The sequence below is a fragment of the Rheinheimera soli genome, from assembly GCF_021290985.1.
Lineage (GTDB): Bacteria > Pseudomonadota > Gammaproteobacteria > Enterobacterales > Alteromonadaceae > Pararheinheimera > Pararheinheimera soli.
The window spans coordinates 1-19214 of record NZ_JAJOYU010000047.1 but is presented as its reverse complement, the minus strand read 5'-3'; the positions used below and the strand labels follow the sequence as shown (position 1 = coordinate 19214).

Here is a 19214-nt window from a genome sequence, read left to right as displayed (position 1 = left end):
CATCAGTGCTGGCTTTTGGTTCTGTCAGCTTAACTTACTGACCGTATTTTTCCGCTAGATACAACCAGGTTTCCAATACGGTATCCGGGTTTAATGACACTGAATCTATGCCCTGATCCATCAGCCATGCGGCAAAGTCTTCATGATCCGAAGGGCCCTGACCACAAATACCCACGTATTTACCTTTGGCTTTGGCGGTTTGAATAGCCATAGACAACAGCTTTTTAATGGCTGGGTTACGTTCATCAAACAGATGCGCTATTAAACCACTGTCACGATCCAAACCTAAAGTCAGCTGAGTTAAGTCGTTTGAGCCGATGGAGAAGCCATCAAAGTACTCAAGGAACTCTTCTGCCAGTAAGCAGTTCGATGGCAGCTCACACATCATAATAACTTTTAAGCCATTATCACCACGTTTTAAACCATGAGCCTCCAGCAGTTCAATCACAGCCTTGGCTTCTTCCAGTGTGCGAACGAATGGGATCATCACTTCAACATTGGTAAAGCCCATCTCATTACGAACCCGTTTTAAGGCTTCACATTCCATAGCAAAACAGTCGCGGAAATCTTCAGAGATATAACGTGATGCACCACGGAAACCAATCATAGGGTTTTCTTCGTGTGGCTCGTACTGACGACCACCCACCAGGTTAGCGTATTCGTTCGACTTAAAGTCGGACATCCGCACTATCACCCGCTCTGGCGAGAAAGCCGCTGCCAGGGTAGAAATACCTTCAACCAGCTTCATAGTGTAAAACTCAACCGGAGAGCTGTAACCCGCCATCATTTGGCTGATGGTGGCTTTCAGCTCTTCAGTTTGCGCATCAAAGTTCAGCAGCGCTTTAGGGTGCACACCAATCATACGATTGATAATAAATTCCAGACGGGCTAAACCAATACCGGCATGAGGCAACTTGGCAAAGGAAAACGCACGCTCAGGGTTACCGACGTTCATCATGATTTTCATCTGAAGCTTCGGCATTTTGTCTACACGTGAGGTCATCACGTCAAAACCTAAAATACCCTCGTAGACAAAACCCGTGTCGCCTTCGGCACAGGACACAGTGACTTCCTGACCATTTTTGATTTTTTTGGTGGCATCGCCACAACCCACTACAGCTGGAATACCCAGTTCTCGCGCAATAATAGCGGCATGGCAGGTACGGCCACCACGGTTAGTCACAATAGCAGAAGCCCGTTTCATGATAGGTTCCCAGTCAGGGTCTGTCATGTCAGTCACTAATACATCACCTGGCTGAATTTGATCCATATCGGCGATGCTGGCCAATACCTTGGCTTTACCTGAACCAATTTTATGACCTATGGCACGACCTTCAACAACCACAGGTGCTGTGCCCTGCAGTTGGAAGCGTTCCATCTCATTGCTATCTTCGCGGCTACGTACTGTTTCAGGACGAGCCTGAACTATATAGAGCTTACCGTCCTGACCATCTTTAGCCCATTCGATGTCCATGGCGCGGCCGTAGTGTTTTTCGATGATAATGGCTTGTTTCGCCAGTTCCTGCACTTCAGTATCTGTCAGTGAGAACTGTTGGCGTAACGCCTCTGGCACATCTTCAACAATGACCTGTTTGCCATGGCTTAAGTCTTTGGAGTACACCATCTGCAACAGCTTGCTGCCCAAATTACGGCGCACCACAGCAGGACGACCCGCCATCACTGTAGGTTTATGCACATAAAATTCGTCAGGGTTGACTGCGCCCTGCACTACCATTTCACCTAAACCATAAGAGGACGTGATAAAGACCACATCTTCAAAACCTGATTCAGTGTCAATACTGAACATCACGCCTGAAGCGGATAAGTCTGAACGCACCATACGCTGAACACCGGCAGACAAAGCCACACCACGGTGGTCGTAGCCCTGATGCACCCGATAAGAAATAGCGCGGTCGTTAAACAATGAAGCAAATACGTGTTTAATGGCTTCGATGACAGAAGCATAACCACGTACGTTTAAAAAAGTTTCCTGCTGACCTGCAAAAGAAGCATCCGGCATATCTTCAGCTGTGGCTGATGAACGCACTGCAAAGGAGACATCTTCAGCACAACCTTGTTGCAGCTGTTGATAGGAAGTTTGAATGGCTTGCTCAAATTCAGCCTGAAATGGCGTATCAATTACCCATTGGCGAATTTGCGCACCCGCTTTTGCAAGGGCATTTACATCATCAACGTTGAGGCCGTCCAACACTTGATAAATACGCTCGTTAAGACCACTCTGTTCAAGAAATTGATTAAAGGCATAAGCTGTAGTGGCAAAACCACCCGGAACTTGTACCCCTGCATTTGCCAGGTTACTGATCATTTCACCCAATGAAGCATTTTTACCACCAACGCGAGGAACGTCGTGCATGCCCTGGTCCTGGTACCAAACAACGAATTCTTGCACAATGAGTCTCCAATTTTTGTTGCAGGTTATGTAAGCTTACATGACGAGCCACATAAGCAGTCCAATTCTACACTGGCACCAAAGTTAAATAAAACCTTAATTTTTAATGTAATTTAATAACGACAAAATGGAGAAAACCGTGAGAACAGCCTTTTATATATCTGATGGTACAGGCATTACTTCCGAAGTGTTCGGACACGCGCTGCTGTCACTGTTTCCGGCCGAATTTGACCATGTCACCATCTCTTTTGTTGAAACTGCAGAGATCGCATTACAAGCCAAACAACGAATAAACGATCGTTATAAAACTACCGGAATTCGCCCTTTGATTTTTCAGACCTTTGTCGATGAAGAGTTACGGCAGATCATTAATAGCAGCGATGGGGTCTGTTATGACTTTTTAAATGCCTTTATTGAGCCTATGCAAAAAGAATTGGGCATAGCGGCTATGCCAAAAACCCACCGCACCCACAGCATTCATGAAAAAACTTATGATTTTCGTATTGATGCAGTCAACTATGCGCTGGCGAATGACGATGGGGTGAATTTAAAAGAGTATGCCAAGGCCGATATTATTTTAGTAGGAGTCAGTCGCTCCGGTAAAACCCCAACCAGTTTGTATCTGGCTTTGCAGTATGGCATTAAAGCAGCCAACTACCCTTTTGTGCAGGAAGATATGGATATGCTGCGTTTGCCGCCTGAACTTAAGGCGCAAAAAAGTAAGTTATTTGGCCTGACCATTACCCCTGAGCGTTTAAGTAAAATCCGTGAACAGCGTCGCCCAGGCAGCAAGTATGCGTCATTACGCCAATGCAAACTGGAGCTGGATGAAGTAGAAGCTTTGTACCAGAAAGAAAAAATTCCTTTTCTAAATTCGACTCATTTATCCATTGAGGAAATTTCGGCGAAAATTTTGTCGCAAACCGGGTTAAAACGTCAAAAGTATTAAGCCTTTTCGCTTGTGCTGGCCTCTTGCAGCAACTGCTGTGCATGCAAGGGGCAAAGCCGGATCGGTTCGCCTTGTTCTTTACGTTTGACCAGCTGCACCAGCAATCTGTTGACTGGCGCATCCAGTTTCAATTGTTCAGCCAAAGTCACAACAGCGCCATTGAGAAAGTCTATTTCAGTGGCTTTGCCTGCCTGAAGATCATCCCACATGGAAGAACGCGCATCAGGAGATATGGCCAGCATTTTTTTTGCCAGTCGCTTAAATAACCAATTGGGGCTCTGTAACAACAACGGAATGTAGACGTTAGGAATGCTGGTGTAAGAGTAGGTATCAATTTGAAGACGGCGGCATAAATCCAGCAGCTCACGCATCGCAGCTGCCAATAATCGCCGATAAGGCCGTTGTAACAATTGCTGCTGTAATGGAATATCAGATAAAGCGTTAATGGCATTGTTCAGGTTGAGCAACAATTTGCCAAACTCAGCCGCTTTCATACTGTCCTGTTGTTTTGACTTGATGCCCTGACGCTGCAACTGCGTCAGGACAGCCAGAATTCGCGGATCGGCAGTCTGTTGCCAAATCATGTCAGAACCCGTAGTACGGGCATAGAAACCAGGGCTTATTTTCACCACATTAAATGGCACTATGGCGCGGATCACAGTCTGAGTTAAAAACTGCTGATACAAGGGCCTGATCGCCACACCATTTTGCAAAGCGACGACTATGCAATCGGCCGAAAGATGATACACAAGTTGGGGTAAGACGAATTCCAGATCCAAAGCCTTGACTGTAACCAGCACCAGCTCTGCACTACGAAGCACTTCAAGTTCAGTATAAACAGCAGGTGATGCAACCCGATAACAGGCTCCATTTAAATCCTGAGCTGTTAAACCATAAGCTGCAGCTTCAAGCGCCATTTTTTCGCGGCCGATAAAAAACACGTCAAAAGCAGGAGACTGAGAAAGCATGGTGCCGAGGTAACAACCTATAGCACCAGCTCCAACTATGGCAACACGCAGAGGAGCTGAACCGCTGGCTGAAAAATCAGACAGCAGTTCAGCAGTGGTATTTTTATTTGCGAACCGCACGAAGGGTATCTGCGATCAGGAAAGCCAGCTCCAGCACCTGATCTGAATTTAAGCGCGGATCACACTGAGTGGTGTAACGCTTGCTTAAATCGTTTTCTGATAAACCATAAGCACCACCCGTACATTCGGTGACGTTATCGCCTGTCATTTCCAAATGAATACCACCAGCATGAGTGCCTTCCGCCTGATGCACCGCGAAGAAATAACGGATTTCACGCAAGATGGCTTCAAAATCACGGGTTTTGTATTCGTTGCTGGCCTTGACTGTATTGCCGTGCATTGGGTCCGAACTCCAGACCACTTTACGGCCTTCACGCTCTACCCGACGCACTAAAGCAGGTAATTTTTCAGCCAGCTTATCAGCGCCCATTCGGGTGATTAAGGTCAGACGGCCAGGAATGTTTTCCGGGTTTAACGCGTCAATTAAACGCAATAAATCCACTTCATCCATACCAGGGCCAACTTTCACACCCACAGGGTTTTTGATACCACGGAAAAACTCAATATGCGCATGATCCAACTGACGGGTGCGCTCACCTATCCAGACCATATGAGCTGAGCAGTCGTACCATTCACCCGTTAACGAATCACGGCGGGTTAAAGCCTCTTCGTAGTTCAGCAGCAAGGCTTCATGCGAGGTATACAGAGAAGTTTCACGAATAGAGGGTGAATTTTCAGCCGTGATACCACAAATCTCCATAAAACGCAGTGCTTCCTGAATGCGCTGAGCGACATCCTGATAGCGGCCTTTCAGTGGATTGGCATCGACAAACCCCAGATTCCAGCGGCTAACCTGATGCAAGTCGGCTAATCCACCTTGTGCAAAAGCACGTAATAAATTTAGGGTGGCTGCAGAATGATGGTAAGCCGTCATTAAACGGTTTGGATCTGGCTTACGGGCTTCTGCTGTAAATTCAAAGCTGTTGACTATGTCACCACGGTAGCTTGGGTGAGATACACCAGCTATGGTTTCTAAATCGCTGGAACGAGGCTTGGCGTATTGGCCAGCCATACGTGCTACTTTGACTACAGGACAACCGCCGGCAAAGGTAAGTACCACAGCCATTTGCAGCAATACTTTAAAAGTGTCACGAATTTTGGGTGCATTAAAGTCACTAAAGCTTTCCGCACAATCGCCACCTTGCAGTAAAAATGCTTTGCCTTCAGCCACTTGTCCAAGCTGACTAAAGAGATCACGAGTCTCTTGCGCAAACACCAAAGGCGGATATTTGTGCAATTGCTGCTCAACAGTGCTGAGTAAAGCCTGATCATCGTAATGAGGTTGTTGTTGTATTGGAAAAGCTCGCCAACTTTGAGGCGTCCAGGTCGTCACTTTAAGTAGTCCTATAATTCTGAGTTGATAGTTAATGTCACTAGGTTATTTATCCGCAGACAAAGTAAATTTATTGGCGGCTAAATTCAATGCTTAAATGAGTATATTGCGCTGAAATGTATAAATAGTCCGAAATTTATCGGCAAAAACACCCAGATGTCTAAACATCTGAAAATATCAAGCCTTTTTTAGCTGTGTTTTACCATTGAACACGACGTTACAAATGGAGCTTTTATGGCAGGAATTCAGGCTTTACAGCAGTTAGAGCAGAAGCTGAATCAGGTGATCTTAGGCAAACCTCAGGCTGTGCGACTGGCCTTGTGTTGTTTATTGTCTGAAGGCCATTTATTGATTGAAGATTTGCCAGGTTTAGGCAAAACCACCCTCGCCCATGCGCTGGCTTTGAGTTTGGGTGTTCATTACAAAAGAGTTCAGTTTACCAATGATATGTTGCCTGCGGACCTGCTGGGACAATCGGTGTTTTTAAGAGACACTCAGGAGTTTCAATTCCGCAGCGGTCCTATTTTCAGTCAGATTTTGTTGGCTGATGAAATCAACAGAGCCAGCCCCCGCACTCAAAGTGCTTTACTCGAAGCTATGGAAGAAAAGCAGGTGTCTGTCGATGGATTGTCTTACGCTTTGCCTAAGCCCTTTTTTGTTATAGCCACCCAAAACCCTTTGTTCCACGCTGGCACCAATGCCTTACCTGAATCACAACTCGACCGCTTTCTGATGCGCCTTGCCCTTGGCTTTCCGGATCTGCAGACGGAAAAGCTGATTTTGCAGCAGGATCAGGGCCAGTCACGCTTGGAAGGTCTGAGCCCTTGTATTAACGAGCAGCAATTGCTGTTATTGCAACAGGACGTGGTGCAGATCAAAGTCAGTGATGCCTTACTTGATTATCTGCTGGCCTTGGTGACACAAAGCAGGCAGCAACAGGATTGCCTGCCACTTTCACCACGGGCAGCCAAAGCGTTACTAAGAGCCACCAAAGCTTTTGCTTTAATGTCTGGTCGTCACTACGCTACAGCAGAGGATGTGCAGCAGGTGTTTCCTTCCGTGGCTGAACACAGGCTCAATCCAGCTTCCTCCAGAGACAACCAAAGCCTTAGTTTGCAATTACTGCGTAAGGTGCCTTGCCCTCTATGACGCTAAAGATGACAGTGTGGCAAAAAATTAAGCAGAAACTCCGGCAGCGGTTTGATCGCTGGTTGGAGCAACGTCAACCTGCCGCCACTGAACTCACCTTGCGTCAGCATTTGCTTTATGTCTTTCCCAGTGCTTATGGTGCCTGGTTTGTGCTGCTGATCATCTTGTTATACGTCTTTGGCAGCAACTATCAAAACAACCTGATCCTGCTGTGTGCTTATCTGCTGCTGTCACTATTCTGTTGCTGCATTCTGGCGGCCTTTTTTAATCTGTATAAATTACAGCTCAAAACCAGCCCGCCTCTCGCTGTGCCGCTGTACACCTATGCCAGCCAAAACCTGACTCTGAGCTTAGCCTTAAGCCACGCACAACATAAAACAATGCTGCTTTTTTCCGGTGACGAGTTTGAGGCCCTTTTATTTGAAACTCTGCCCGAGCTGATACAGCTGGAGCTGTATCCACGTCCGCGGGGGTTTTATCAGCTGCAACGCTTTAAGCTCGAATCTTATTATCCTTTTGGTTTGATCCGTTGCTGGACTTACATTCAGTTACAGCAAGCTTATTGGGTGTACCCGACCCCCTCCGAATCAAAAAATACCAATGCCGCGCCACGTCAGCAGATCCTCGATCAGCCAGATCAACTGGCACCTTATCTGCCCGGTGATCCGGCTTCGAGCATCGACTGGAAACGATTAGCAAAAAATCCGTGGCAACCTGTGGTTCGGCAGAACTCAGAGTCCAGTGCTCCTGCTTTACCTAAGACACTTATAGTCACTGCCACAGGCGCTGCCTTGGAGCTGCAGCTATCAGATTTTTGCTTCTTGCTGCATCAGTATGAACTACAAGGCGAAAGTTACAGCCTGAGCACTGCAACCGGCACCATTGGACCAGATCATGGCCAGGCTCATCTGCATCGTTGTTTACAGGCCTTGGCTTTATGCTGAATCCGGCTTTTATTCCCACCGCCTTACTGTTGCAGCTGATGCTATTGGCACTGCTGCAGCAAGGCTTAAGCTGGTGGTCAAGTCTGGTGCTGATAGGCATTCTGCTGTTTAAATACATCAGCTTCAAAGCACAGAAAAAAGTCAGGATGATGACCATCAATGCACTGGCTGTTATGTTGTGCCTGTTATTGCTTTCGCAGCTATGGCAACAGGACATGCAGGATTCCATGCTGCAGTTGTTGTTTTTTTCAGCCGCACTGCGACTTTTTTCTATTCATTCTGAGCTCCAACACGCCAAAAAACTGCTGTGGGTGCAGTATTTTTTAATCACTACAGGTTTTATGTTGGATCAGAGCCTGTGGTTTGCCAGCGCCGTGTTTTTGTTATTTTTCTGCAATTTGTATCTGCATTACCTGCTGTTTGCTCCAGTACAGCAACGGCAATTTCGCTGGACCGACATTCGTTTGCTGCTTTGGGTGATGCCTTTGTGTATTGCCCTTTTTGTGTTGTTTCCGAGGCTACCGCCTTTATGGCAAACCGAACGCCAGAATCAGGCTCAAACGGGTTTAGCCGATGAGTTGTCGTTAGGAGGACTGGAAAGATTAGTGCAAAACGATAGCCTGGCATTCAGAGTTGAATTTGCTGATGAAAAACCTGTCCAGCATGAACTCTACTGGCGGGCCAAAGTGTTTGAAGCTTTTAATGGTCAGGACTGGCTACCTGATTTACAGCGTACACCACAGCCGCCTTTGACCACACCAGGCCGCTACAGATATCAGTTGGTGGTTGAACCTCATTTTCAGCGTAGCCTCTTTAGCTTAGGTCAGGTCAGTCAGCTGCAAGGACAAGTCCAGACCGCTGCTGCCGGTTTAATTGAAAGCCGCCAGCAAATCAGCAGACGTTTTTCTTATAGCCTGACCTCCGATGGTTCAGCAGTAAGCCAACAAAACATGGAGGAAGCAAAACGCAATCTGGTATTGCGTCATACCAACCCGCAAGCCAGTGAACTGGCATTACAACTAAAACAACAACATAGAACGGCCTCAGCTTATGCACAGGCTTTATACCAGTATTTTGAGCAGCAGCAATTTAGTTACAGTCTGCGCCCGCCCGTACTGAACCAACAAGCTCAGGTGGATCAGTTTTTATTTCAGCACAAAGTTGGGTTTTGTGGTCATTATGCTTCTGCTGCGGCCTATCTGTTCCGCGCCGCTGGTATACCTGCCCGCGTAGTTGCAGGCTATCAGGGCGGCGTATGGCAGGCTCAAGGCGATTATCTGCAGGTATTACAAAAAGATGCTCATGCCTGGGTCGAGTATCTGGAAGATGGCTATTGGCGACGTTTTGACGCCACAGTCATAGTAGCGCCACTGCGTTTAACCCAGGGCTTATCTGATGCTTTGTCTTTGTCTGAACGACAATTTTTAGATCAGTTTTTTCAACGTGGTGTTTTAGGTAACTGGCTGCAACAACTGGAATGGCTGGATTATTACTGGTCGGTGTGGGTACTGAGTTTTGATCAGACAGAGCAGCGTTTTATCTGGCATTATTTTAAAACTATGCCCTGGTTATGGATAGGCAGCTGCATCATAACTTCATTGCTACTGATGCTGGGTATTTACCTTTGGCTACAACGCAGCAACCAAAGCCAGAATGTTCTGTTACGACAACGGATGCTGAAGGCGCTGCGGCCTTATGGTGAAAAGGCGCATTACCAAAGTATGGAGTCTTACCTGCGGCAACTCATTCAACTTTATCCACTGCAGGCGACAAAGCTAAAAGAACTCTTATCGGCTTATCAGCAGTTTGAATTTGCAGAGCAGCAGGAGCAGTTGCAACAATGCCGCAAACTGCTCCATCAATTGGCAAAACACAGCAGTACCGCTGGTTAAAAGTACTGCTGTTCATGGTTTGGACTATTAAGTACTGAGAATACGCAACGCACTTTGTAAATGCTCGGCGCAGTTGCGGCCCAAATCGGTCAGATAACCACCATCAGCTTGTGTTAGTAAGCCTTTTTTATGTAAACGCTCAATGGCCTCTTTTGCTCCAGGATCGGCTGATTTGTGCGCCTTAATGCCTTCCAGCGATGTGTCCAGATTAAATAAAGTCAAAATACGAATTTCATCATTCAGTTGTGAATTTACCGGCATCTCGTCTTTTCCTTTGTCGTTGTTTTGCTAGAAACTAGACCTTATTTGACAATTTTTCCAGCAAAAGTGCCTGTTCGTTTTATATTCCGCTGTTTGCCAGCATAAACTGACTGTTTCTGGCACAAGTTGCTGTATTTTTAAGCGGATTTTTTCTATAGTCAGGCAAACTCAGAAGAGCAGCGCATGTTGTGACAAAAGGACACTCAACACCAGATACTGGCCCTGGCTGGACGGACTTATTTCAGTCCTTGTCCATACCCTTTGCGTTGCTGCAATGTCAAACCAATCACAACATAAAACTGCTGCGAAGCAACAAAGCCTTTCAGCAGTTATTTAATCTGCAAGTGACCTCCAAATCTGAGGGTTTGAAGCAGCTTCCTGCCGATTTTATCAACCAATTGCAGCTGTTGTTTCAGACACAAACTCCGGTGCTTTGGTGCCTCGCCACAGACAGCTGTCGACATTTTAAAATGCATCTGGAGCAGCCTGTCCCTTCGGATCCATTCTGTCAGTTGCTGGTGATGCAGGATGTCAGTGAGCAGGAAAATGCTCTGCTGTTGCAAAAAAAGCAGAACACTGAGCTTCAAAAAAGGCTGACCGATATAGAGCAGCTGAAAAATCGCATCAGTGAACAAGCTATCCGTGATCCTTTAACCAATTTATTTAACCGGCGTTTCCTCAATGAATTTATGGAACGTGAACTAGCATTGGCCAGACGTAACCAAAAACCGCTGGCTGTGGTGATGTTGGATCTGGACCATTTTAAACAACTCAATGATCAGTTCGGCCATCAGACCGGCGACACAGTCATTGAGATGGTGGCAAAACATTTGCTGCGTCAAAGCCGGCGAACAGATATTTTATTCCGCTACGGTGGGGAAGAGTTTCTGGTGATTTTACCTAACACTACTTCATCCCAAGCCAGACATCTGGCCGAAAACTGGCGGGTACATGTGGAGCAAGCTCAGGTCTTTGCCAAACACCAGCCCGTAAACATTACCTTGTCTGCTGGTGTAGCTTGTTATCCTGAACATGGCACCACAGCCTTTAACCTAATTCAGGCGGCAGATGAAGCTTTGTATCAGGCCAAAGCTGCAGGCAGGAATCAGGTGGTGATGTGTTGACACTGGTTTTATAAAAGCAAAAAGGAACTATTCCTTTTTGTACTAGGTTGCTAACCCCTTGACTTAAAAAGCACCACGCAAGGCTGCAATACGTTTTTCCAGTGGTGGATGGCTTAAGAACAGTTCAGAAGTCGCTGGTTTGCTGGCAATACCAAAAGCCATCATTGAACCTTCCAACTGACTTTCGTGGTTGTTCCGTAAACGCTCCAACGCTGCGACCATTTTATTGGCACCAACCAGTTTGGCAGCGCCTGCATCAGCGCGGTATTCACGTTGACGCGAGAACCACATCACAATGATGCTTGCCAGTACACCAAAGGCCATTTCCAGCACAAATACAGTGATCATATAAGCAAAACCATTGCTGCTGCCGCCTTCATCATTGCGGTTACCGCTGATGGCACCGGCAATTAAACGCGCAAAGAAAATAACGAAGGTGTTGACCACGCCCTGGATCAGCGTCAGCGTCACCATATCGCCATTGGCCACGTGCGAGACTTCGTGCGCCAATACGGCTTCCACTTCTTCTTCACGCATATTGCGCATCAAACCTGTGCTCACCGCAACCAATGCATTGTTGCGGCTGGCACCTGTGGCAAAAGCATTCATTTCAGGTGAGTCGTAAATGGCCACTTCAGGCATACCAATACCAGCCTGCTGAGCCTGACGACGCACAGTATCAAACAACCATTGTTCTGTGGCATTACGAGGTTGTGTGATCACCACAGCACCGGTAGAGCGTTTGGCCATCCATTTCGACATAAACAATGAAATGAAAGAGCCACCAAAACCAAATACTGCTGCAAACACCAACAAGCCGCCTATGCTGCGGCTATCAATGCCAAGCACCCGGAAAACAATGCTAAGTACAATACTTAACACCAACATCACCGCCAAGTTTGTGGCTAAGAACAGTATAATTCGCTTCATAGATACCTCGTTTATTAAGCTACTGCTTGTACTATATGGCTTAGAAGTGTTTTTTCAATGAAAGTGCGACAAGCAATTGTAAATAAAGATGAATGGAGTTGTCGGTGCGATGTATCACATCAGCTTTGGAACTGTTTGATAAAGGCTGCGGCAAGAGGGACATTGATCTGTGGTTCAGACTGGTAAGGTAAAACACCAAGGCATGGTGCTTCCAGCTTTTGTTGCAAATAGTTGATATTTTCCTGCTGATACGCCATATCCGGGTCAATACAGTTAGCCACCCAGCCTAGCAGCTTCAGGCCAGAGCGCTGAATTTCCCGTACCGTCAGTAAGGCGTGGTTTAAGCAGCCGAGTTTCATCCCCACCACCAATAGCACAGGCAATTGCAGCTCTGTCACCCAATCCGCCATAGTGCTGTGATCATTCAGTGGTAATAACCAGCCACCAGCACCTTCTACTAAAGCTATATCAGCATTGCTGTTTTGAAGTTGCTGCAGCTCTTTGGTCAGAACGGCAGGCTCGATACATAGCCCAGCTTTTGCTGCAGCTAAATGCGGGGCTACCGCATCGGCCAGACAATAGGGATTCACCTGCTGATAACTAAGCGCCTCTGTTGCATGCTGCTGCAATTGCAAAGCATCGGTATTAAAACCTGAATCATTGACTCCGGCTGCAACTGGCTTTTGCGCCACAGTGCGATAGCCCAGAGCTTTTAAGCCTTGCAGTAAAGCCACTGCCACATAAGTTTTTCCTGCATCTGTATCTGTGCCTGTGATAAAGACTGTCTGCATTTTTTACTCTTCTCTTTCTACTCAATGCTTTGCTTAGTAAGAACCAGATACAACACTTGATAACTGGCGCTGATTTGACCGTCGAGGCTGCGTGATGGATAAGCCTGCTGTACCTTTTGCCAACGTTGTTTGCCGGTTAAGGCTTTATTGCGGCCTTGGGTCACTGTATTGGCGCCTAAATCTTTTAGTTCCCGCGCCAGCGCCAGTACATCAGGATACTCAAGTCGCACAGTTTCTATCTGTAGTGTCAAAGCTAAATCCGGACAGTGAGGCCCTAACTGCTGATAAAAATCCAAAGGCAAAAACTGATTAATATGCTGATGACTATCCACCTGTGCCCAAGCCTGTTTAAATTCCTGCAAGGTGCCATCGAGCAAGGTACTGATAACGGCTGAACCACCAGGCTTTAACACCCGAGCTATCTCCTGCAGCACAAGTTGCGGCTGTTCGCACCATTGCAGCATCAGGCTGGAAAACACTCTGTCTGTGCTTTCACTGGCTACAGGCAAAGACTGAGCATCGGCTTGAAATATAAAAGTAGCGCACTGTGCTGCCCTGGTTTTTTGCAGCATGTCATAGCTTAAATCCAGTGCTAATAAATCAGCGCAGCGCTGTTTTAGCTCGGGATGAAACCAACCTGGGCCACAGCCTAAATCCAGCAGCAGGCCTTGTGTCGGTGTTAATAAACTTAAAGCTTTAGTGGCAACTAAACGTTGCAACCGGGCCGCCTGTTCGTAACTTTCACGGGCACGACCAAAATGGCGCGCAATGTCGTCCGTCAATGCCAAAGCATTCATATCAATTGCTCCAGCTTTTGTACTAAAAAGTGAATATCGTCGCTCTGATGCAAAGCAGATAAAGTAATGCGTAACCTGGCACTGCCCTGCGGCACTGTCGGTGGCCTTATGGCACTTAACCAAATGCCTTGTTTTTTCAATGAAGCGCTTATCAACATGGCTTTGTCTGAATCGCCAATAATCAGCGGTTGTATGGCGGTATTGGATGGCAATAAAGTGAAGCCAGCACCAGCGGCCAGAGTTTTAAACAGCTGAATATTGTCATTCAGTTTGTCTCTGCGCCACTCTTGGCTGCGGCTTAATTCAACGGAGGTTTTCATCGCCCAGCACAGCGCAGGAGATAACGCAGTGCTGTAAATATAATGCCGGGCAAACTGGCGCAAATAATCAATCACTGTGGCTGAACCTGCCAAAAAAGCACCCTGACCTGCTAAGGCTTTGCCAAAGTTAGCCATCAGGCAGAGCATATCGCCGGACTCAAGCCCTTGTGCATCCCAGCTGCCTTTGCCTTCTTTGCCAAGCACGCCCAGAGCATGCGCATCGTCCAGCAGCAAATCGGCTTTATTGGTTTTACAAAGCGCAGATACAGCGCTTAGATCCGGACTATCGCCATCCATGCTAAATACACCTTCAGTCACCACCAAAGCTGACGGGTAACGTTGTAATAGCAGGTCAAGCGCGGCTAAATCCTGGTGCGGAAAACGTTTGTAAGGAGCATCACTATTGAGCGCAGCATCAATCAAAGAGGCATGACAGAGTTTATCCAACAGTAGCTGATCAGTTTTATCAGCCAAATGCTGCAGCATCACCTGATTGGCGGCAAAACCTGATGAAAACAGCAATACATCGTCCACGCCCAACCAGTCGCACAGTGCATCAGACAAAGCGCGGTGCGCATAATGAAAGCCAGTCACCAAAGGTGAGCCTGAACTGCCGACGCCAAAACGTTCAGCCCCTTCTGCCAGAGCTTTTATCAGCTGTGGTTCAGTGGCCAGACCCAGATAGTCATTACCGGAGAAATTCAGATAAGCGCCTTGCTTATTTTGCAGCAAACGGCCCTGATAGGAATCAATAGCCGGATGCTGCCGATACAAGCCAGCAGCTTTGCGATCGGCGATCTGCTGCGCAAAGCGCTGTAACCTGTCCATAAATAAACTTACACCGCGCTATGGAACAATGAAGGTGTATTTTGCTCTTTGATGGCATCGGCTAAGGCCGCTTCGTGGGCTTCGTCTGATACATCGTGACGCTGTTCTGGATTGATACCCAGCTTGGCGAATAACAACATATCCGCATCTGCTTCAGGGTTTTCTGTGGTCAGTAACTTATCGCCGTAAAATATCGAGTTAGCACCAGATAGGAAACACAGCGCTTGCATTTGCTCGTTCATGCGCGAACGGCCAGCGGATAAACGCACATGGCTTTGAGGCATCATGATACGGGCGACCGCTATGGTACGGATAAACTCAAAGCCATCTAAGTCTTCAACGTTCTCCATCGGTGTGCCCTGCACTTTCACCAGCATATTAATAGGCACACTTTGCGGATGCTCAGGCAAATTCGCCAACTGCATCAAAAGCGCAGATCTGTCGTTTGCCGACTCGCCCATACCCACTATGCCACCACAACAAACTTTCATACCGGCATCACGCACATGCTGCAGGGTGTCTAATCTGTCCTGATAAGTACGGGTCGTGATAATTTCACCGTAGAACTCAGGCGAGGTATCGAGGTTATGATTGTAGTAATCCAAACCAGCCTGTTTTAGCTCCTGCGCCTGACCTGCATCGAGTTTACCCAGCGTCATACAGGTTTCTAAACCCATTTCTTTGACGCCTTTGACCATTTCCATCAGAAACGGCATATCACGCTGCTTTGGGTTACTCCAGGCCGCGCCCATACAAAAACGACTGGCACCTTTGTCTTTAGCGGCTTTGGCCTGAGTTAATACTTTTTCCACTTCCAGCAAACGTTCGCGCTCAAGGCCGGTATTGTAATGGCCGCTTTGCGGGCAATATTTACAATCTTCAGCACAAGCACCGGTTTTAATCGACAATAAAGTACTGATTTGCACTTCGTTAGGTTTAAAAAACTGACGGTGCAGCGTTTGGGCCTGAAAAACTAAGTCATTAAAAGGTAAAGCAAACAAGGCATTTACTTCAGCCAGAGTCCAGTTGTGACGAAGTGGTAAAACTGCAGACATAAAATTCCCCGAAGACAAGCCACAGACAAATTGTGGTCTTTTAAATTTTCCGTTAGTCTATCGGGCCTTAGCGCCATGTCAACGCCAACCAGTTCACAAAGTTTACTACAGGCTATTTTATGAGCATCAACCTTGAGTTTGACCGTCAGCATATATGGCATCCTTATACCTCGTTAAGTAAACCTTTGCCTGTCTATCCTATAGTCAGCGCCCATGGCTGCGAGCTGAGGCTTGAAGATGGCAGAACTTTGGTGGATGGTACTTCGTCCTGGTGGGCTGCGATTCATGGCTACAATCATCCTGAATTAAATGCAGCGCTTGTGGCACAAAGCCAGAAAATGAGTCATGTGATGTTTGGTGGTATTACCCATCAGCCTGCTGTGGACTTGGCGATGTTATTACTGGAGATGGTGCCTCAAGGTTTAACCAAAGTCTTTTTTGCTGACAGCGGCTCTATATCAGTCGAAGTGGCGATCAAAATGGCGCTGCAATACTGGTTAGGTTTAAATCGTCCGGAAAAAAGCCGTTTATTGACCATTCAAAAGGGCTATCACGGCGATACCTTTGCTGCCATGTCGGTCTGCGATCCAGTAGATGGCATGCATTCGATGTTTAAACACCAGATCATCCCGCAACTGTTCGCCCCTGCACCACAAAGCCAGTTTGACGGCGAATTTTTAGCTGAAGATGAGCAGGCTTTGACGGCTTTATTTGAGCAGCATCATCCGCAAATGGCAGCTTTTATTCTGGAACCCATACTGCAAGGCGCTGGCGGAATGCGGTTTTATCATCCGGATTATTTAAAACTGGCTCGCAGGCTCTGTGATCAGTATCAGGTGCTGTTAATTGCCGATGAAATAGCCACAGGTTTTGGCCGAACCGGAAAACTCTTTGCCTGCCAGCATGCAGGCATCAGCCCGGATATTATCTGCTTGGGTAAAGCCTTAACAGGCGGTTATCTAACGCTTGCTGCGACCTTATGCAACGATAAAGTAGCGGACGGCATAGCCCAAGGTGCTGTGCCAGCGTTAATGCACGGCCCTACTTATATGGCCAATCCACTGGCATGCGCTGTAGCGCTGAAAAGCTTGCAACTGGTGCAGCAAAACCAATGGCCAGCACAAGTTGCAGCTATAGAACAGCAGTTAAAACTGGAGCTGGAGCCCTGCCGTCTTTCACCTTATGTCGCTGATGTGCGGGTGTTGGGTGCTATTGGTGTGGTAGAGATGAAACAGAATATTGATGTAGCCGCCATGCAAAAAGCTTTTGTTGAACTGGGTGTCTGGATCCGGCCTTTTGGCAAACTGCTGTATTTAATGCCGCCTTATATTATCAGCCCTACCCAGCTCTCTAAATTGACCTCTGCGCTTATTCTGCTATGTAATCAGTCACAACAGGATGGTGTCGAAGCATTACCCGGAGCCTAAAGTTTTTAATCAATAGTCGAAAATACAAACAACACCACGGCGCTTAAAAACAGCAGAAAAAACAAGTTTAAGCGCCAGCCATCGTCACTGCGTCTGTTGCGAAACTGATGCAGCACTAAGGTGGCAGCGGTAAATACCAGACACCAGCGCACTAACACTTCCAGTTTCACCACAAGTTCCTTATCCCATTCCTGTTCAATGGGAATGCCCCAGTACTGCACCAACCCGCTGTTAAACTCTGGTTTTGCCAAATGAGCCAATGCCAGACCCATAATCAGCAGAAACCAGGCACTCAAATTCAACATAGCCAACAGCAACATCAGCCAATCTGCGCCTTTACGCCGCTCTTTTGGCTTAAGATCAGGCTCGGAAGCGCTCATTTTAGAATTCCTCACAATTTTTACTTGTGTTCAGTCTTTGCCTCAGTATGATGTCTGCTTTTGGGTTTTTACAGTTTCTTAAGTAAGTTGGAGCAGGTTGCATGACGCATGCAGTAATCAAAGATGTGCTGTCTGGCCAGTATCAGGTTGGCGATACAGTCACAGTAAAAGGGTGGATCCGCACTAAGCGTGATTCCAAAGCCGGGATTTCATTTTTAGCCGTGCACGACGGCAGCTGCTTTGACGCAGTTCAGGCCGTTGCTCCGGCTGAGTTGAATAATTACGAAAACGAAATTAAACGTCTGACGACGGCGTGCTCTGTCATCGTAACAGGTACCATTGCCAAGTCAGAAGGTCAGGGTCAGGCTTTTGAAATTCAGGCCTCCTCTGTTGAAGTAGTTGGTTGGGTGGAGAATCCAGACACCTACCCTATGGCACCAAAACGCCACAGCATGGAATACCTGCGTGAACAGGCGCATTTACGTGCCCGTACTAACATGGTTGGCGCTATCACCCGTGTGCGTCACTGTTTAGCTCAGGCCATTCACCGTTTCTTCCACGAACGTGGTTTCTACTGGATCAGCACGCCTATCATCACTGGTGCAGACGCTGAAGGTGCTGGGGAGATGTTCCGGGTCAGTACGCTGGATATGGAAAACCTGCCACGTGATGACAAAGGTGCTATTGACTACAAACAGGACTTTTTCGGCAAAGAAACCTTCCTGACGGTATCAGGCCAGCTAAACGTTGAAACTTATGCCTGTGCTTTGTCTAAGGTGTACACCTTTGGCCCAACGTTCCGTGCTGAAAACTCAAACACTACACGTCACTTAGCCGAGTTCTGGATGATTGAACCAGAAGTTGCTTACGCCGAATTAAAAGACGTAGCGCAGCTGGCCGAAGACATGCTGAAGTTTGTATTTAAAGCTGTTTTGGAAGAACGTGCTGATGATATGGCATTTTTTGCTGAACGTGTGGACGAGAACGCGGTCAGCCGCCTGCAAAACATGATCGATTCAAGTTTTGTTCGTATGGATTACACAGACGCGGTTGAGATCCTGAAAAACTGTGGTAAGAAATTTGATTACCCTGTGGAATGGGGTGTGGATTTACAGTCTGAGCACGAGCGCTACTTAGCGGAAGTGCATGTAGGTGCTCCTGTCATTCTGCAAAACTATCCAAAAGACATCAAAGCCTTCTACATGCGTATGAATGAAGATGGCAAAACTGTGGCGGCTATGGATATTCTGGCGCCAGGTATTGGTGAAATCATCGGTGGTAGTCAGCGTGAAGAGCGTTTAGAGCAGTTGGATGCCCGTATGGATCAGATGGGTCTGAATAAAGAAGACTACAGCTGGTATCGTGACCTGCGCCGTTACGGCACAGTACCTCATGCTGGTTTTGGTTTGGGTTTTGAGCGTCTGGTGTCTTATGTCACTGGTGTGGGCAACGTGCGTGACGTGATTGCCTTCCCTCGTACACCTGGCAATGCTGATTTCTAAGCTATAGCTTTGGATAGCAAAAAAGGCCTCATTT

Annotated in this window: 17 protein-coding genes; 7 read left to right on the top strand and 10 right to left on the bottom strand. The window is 47.2% G+C overall.

The window, feature by feature from the left end:
- Window positions 1–34: 34 nt before the first annotated feature.
- The gene (gene ppsA, locus LSG37_RS20075) at window positions 35–2410 is read right to left on the bottom strand and encodes a phosphoenolpyruvate synthase (RefSeq protein ID WP_366515588.1); all 2376 of its coding nucleotides are present in this window, start codon (window positions 2408–2410) and stop codon (window positions 35–37) included.
- 139 nt (window positions 2411–2549) lie between these two features.
- Between ppsA and ppsR the strand changes: the two genes are divergently transcribed.
- Window positions 2550–3359: a posphoenolpyruvate synthetase regulatory kinase/phosphorylase PpsR gene (gene ppsR / locus LSG37_RS20070; protein ID WP_233081765.1), complete on the top strand. Its 810-nt coding sequence runs from the start codon at window positions 2550–2552 to the stop codon at window positions 3357–3359.
- Here the strand turns inward: ppsR and LSG37_RS20065 are convergent.
- Both LSG37_RS20065 and LSG37_RS20060 read right to left on the bottom strand, forming a co-directional pair.
- Window positions 3356–4447: a 2-dehydropantoate 2-reductase gene (locus LSG37_RS20065; protein ID WP_233081764.1), complete on the bottom strand. Its 1092-nt coding sequence runs from the start codon at window positions 4445–4447 to the stop codon at window positions 3356–3358. The genes ppsR and LSG37_RS20065 overlap by 4 nt on opposite strands.
- A complete protein-coding gene (locus tag LSG37_RS20060; RefSeq protein ID WP_008897426.1) occupies window positions 4431–5780 on the bottom strand; it encodes a class II 3-deoxy-7-phosphoheptulonate synthase in 1350 nt (449 codons plus the stop codon). Before LSG37_RS20060 ends, LSG37_RS20065 begins: the two co-directional genes overlap by 17 nt.
- 234 nt (window positions 5781–6014) lie before the next feature.
- Between LSG37_RS20060 and LSG37_RS20055 the strand changes: the two genes are divergently transcribed.
- From LSG37_RS20055 to LSG37_RS20045, 3 genes are read left to right on the top strand one after another with little or no spacing between them, the layout of a single operon-like run.
- Window positions 6015–6929 (top strand): AAA family ATPase, encoded by a 915-nt coding sequence (locus tag LSG37_RS20055; protein WP_233081762.1) that lies wholly within the window; start codon window positions 6015–6017, stop codon window positions 6927–6929.
- The gene (locus tag LSG37_RS20050) at window positions 6926–7873 is read left to right on the top strand and encodes a DUF58 domain-containing protein (RefSeq protein ID WP_233081761.1); all 948 of its coding nucleotides are present in this window, start codon (window positions 6926–6928) and stop codon (window positions 7871–7873) included. The genes LSG37_RS20055 and LSG37_RS20050 overlap by 4 nt, the downstream gene beginning before the upstream one ends.
- Window positions 7867–9765: a transglutaminase TgpA family protein gene (locus LSG37_RS20045; protein ID WP_233081760.1), complete on the top strand. Its 1899-nt coding sequence runs from the start codon at window positions 7867–7869 to the stop codon at window positions 9763–9765. Before LSG37_RS20050 ends, LSG37_RS20045 begins: the two co-directional genes overlap by 7 nt.
- 27 nt (window positions 9766–9792) lie before the next feature.
- Here LSG37_RS20045 and LSG37_RS20040 read toward each other — a convergent pair whose 3' ends face one another.
- Window positions 9793–10026 carry a TIGR02647 family protein gene (locus LSG37_RS20040; protein ID WP_008897422.1) on the bottom strand — a complete coding sequence of 78 codons (234 nt, stop codon included), beginning with the start codon at window positions 10024–10026 and terminating at the stop codon, window positions 9793–9795.
- A gap of 188 nt (window positions 10027–10214) precedes the next feature.
- Here LSG37_RS20040 and LSG37_RS21485 point away from each other — a divergent pair, with 188 nt between their 5' ends.
- Complete coding sequence (locus LSG37_RS21485) at window positions 10215–11150, top strand: GGDEF domain-containing protein (protein ID WP_233081759.1); 936 nt, start codon at window positions 10215–10217, stop codon at window positions 11148–11150.
- 63 nt (window positions 11151–11213) lie between these two features.
- On the opposite strand, the gene htpX is transcribed toward LSG37_RS21485, so the two are convergent.
- From htpX to bioB, 5 genes are all read right to left on the bottom strand, one after another.
- Window positions 11214–12080: a protease HtpX gene (gene htpX / locus LSG37_RS20030; RefSeq protein ID WP_233081758.1), complete on the bottom strand. Its 867-nt coding sequence runs from the start codon at window positions 12078–12080 to the stop codon at window positions 11214–11216.
- Window positions 12081–12199: 119 nt separating this feature from the next.
- A complete protein-coding gene (gene bioD / locus LSG37_RS20025; protein ID WP_233081757.1) occupies window positions 12200–12871 on the bottom strand; it encodes a dethiobiotin synthase in 672 nt (223 codons plus the stop codon).
- Between the two features lie 17 nt (window positions 12872–12888).
- The gene (bioC, locus tag LSG37_RS20020; protein WP_233081756.1) at window positions 12889–13668 is read right to left on the bottom strand and encodes a malonyl-ACP O-methyltransferase BioC; all 780 of its coding nucleotides are present in this window, start codon (window positions 13666–13668) and stop codon (window positions 12889–12891) included.
- On the bottom strand, window positions 13665–14816 hold the full coding sequence (locus LSG37_RS20015) for an aminotransferase class I/II-fold pyridoxal phosphate-dependent enzyme (RefSeq protein WP_233081755.1): 1152 nt from the start codon (window positions 14814–14816) through the stop codon (window positions 13665–13667). Before LSG37_RS20015 ends, bioC begins: the two co-directional genes overlap by 4 nt.
- A gap of 8 nt (window positions 14817–14824) precedes the next feature.
- On the bottom strand, window positions 14825–15871 hold the full coding sequence (gene bioB, locus LSG37_RS20010; RefSeq protein ID WP_233081754.1) for a biotin synthase BioB: 1047 nt from the start codon (window positions 15869–15871) through the stop codon (window positions 14825–14827).
- Between the two features lie 119 nt (window positions 15872–15990).
- On the opposite strand from bioB, the gene bioA reads away from it, so the two are divergent.
- Window positions 15991–17298 (top strand): adenosylmethionine--8-amino-7-oxononanoate transaminase, encoded by a 1308-nt coding sequence (gene bioA / locus LSG37_RS20005; protein ID WP_233081753.1) that lies wholly within the window; start codon window positions 15991–15993, stop codon window positions 17296–17298.
- A 5-nt stretch (window positions 17299–17303) separates the two neighbouring features.
- Here bioA and LSG37_RS20000 read toward each other — a convergent pair whose 3' ends face one another.
- Complete coding sequence (locus tag LSG37_RS20000) at window positions 17304–17678, bottom strand: hypothetical protein (protein WP_233081752.1); 375 nt, start codon at window positions 17676–17678, stop codon at window positions 17304–17306.
- A gap of 101 nt (window positions 17679–17779) precedes the next feature.
- On the opposite strand from LSG37_RS20000, the gene asnS reads away from it, so the two are divergent.
- On the top strand, window positions 17780–19180 hold the full coding sequence (asnS, locus tag LSG37_RS19995; RefSeq protein ID WP_233081751.1) for an asparagine--tRNA ligase: 1401 nt from the start codon (window positions 17780–17782) through the stop codon (window positions 19178–19180).
- Window positions 19181–19214 lie beyond the last annotated feature (34 nt).

What these genes read in the sequence shown, in the direction of transcription:
- LSG37_RS20055 (WP_233081762.1), top strand. Translation starts at nt 6,015, where the DNA reads ATGGCAGGAATTCAGGCTTTACAGCAGTTAGAGCAGAAGCTGAATCAG.
- LSG37_RS20050 (WP_233081761.1), top strand. Translation starts at nt 6,926, where the DNA reads ATGACGCTAAAGATGACAGTGTGGCAAAAAATTAAGCAGAAACTCCGG.
- LSG37_RS20045 (WP_233081760.1), top strand. Translation starts at nt 7,867, where the DNA reads ATGCTGAATCCGGCTTTTATTCCCACCGCCTTACTGTTGCAGCTGATG.
- LSG37_RS20040 (WP_008897422.1), bottom strand. Translation starts at nt 10,026, where the DNA reads ATGCCGGTAAATTCACAACTGAATGATGAAATTCGTATTTTGACTTTA.
- htpX (WP_233081758.1), bottom strand. Translation starts at nt 12,080, where the DNA reads ATGAAGCGAATTATACTGTTCTTAGCCACAAACTTGGCGGTGATGTTG.
- bioD (WP_233081757.1), bottom strand. Translation starts at nt 12,871, where the DNA reads ATGCAGACAGTCTTTATCACAGGCACAGATACAGATGCAGGAAAAACT.
- bioC (WP_233081756.1), bottom strand. Translation starts at nt 13,668, where the DNA reads ATGAATGCTTTGGCATTGACGGACGACATTGCGCGCCATTTTGGTCGT.
- LSG37_RS20015 (WP_233081755.1), bottom strand. Translation starts at nt 14,816, where the DNA reads ATGGACAGGTTACAGCGCTTTGCGCAGCAGATCGCCGATCGCAAAGCT.
- bioB (WP_233081754.1), bottom strand. Translation starts at nt 15,871, where the DNA reads ATGTCTGCAGTTTTACCACTTCGTCACAACTGGACTCTGGCTGAAGTA.
- bioA (WP_233081753.1), top strand. Translation starts at nt 15,991, where the DNA reads ATGAGCATCAACCTTGAGTTTGACCGTCAGCATATATGGCATCCTTAT.
- LSG37_RS20000 (WP_233081752.1), bottom strand. Translation starts at nt 17,678, where the DNA reads ATGAGCGCTTCCGAGCCTGATCTTAAGCCAAAAGAGCGGCGTAAAGGC.
- asnS (WP_233081751.1), top strand. Translation starts at nt 17,780, where the DNA reads ATGACGCATGCAGTAATCAAAGATGTGCTGTCTGGCCAGTATCAGGTT.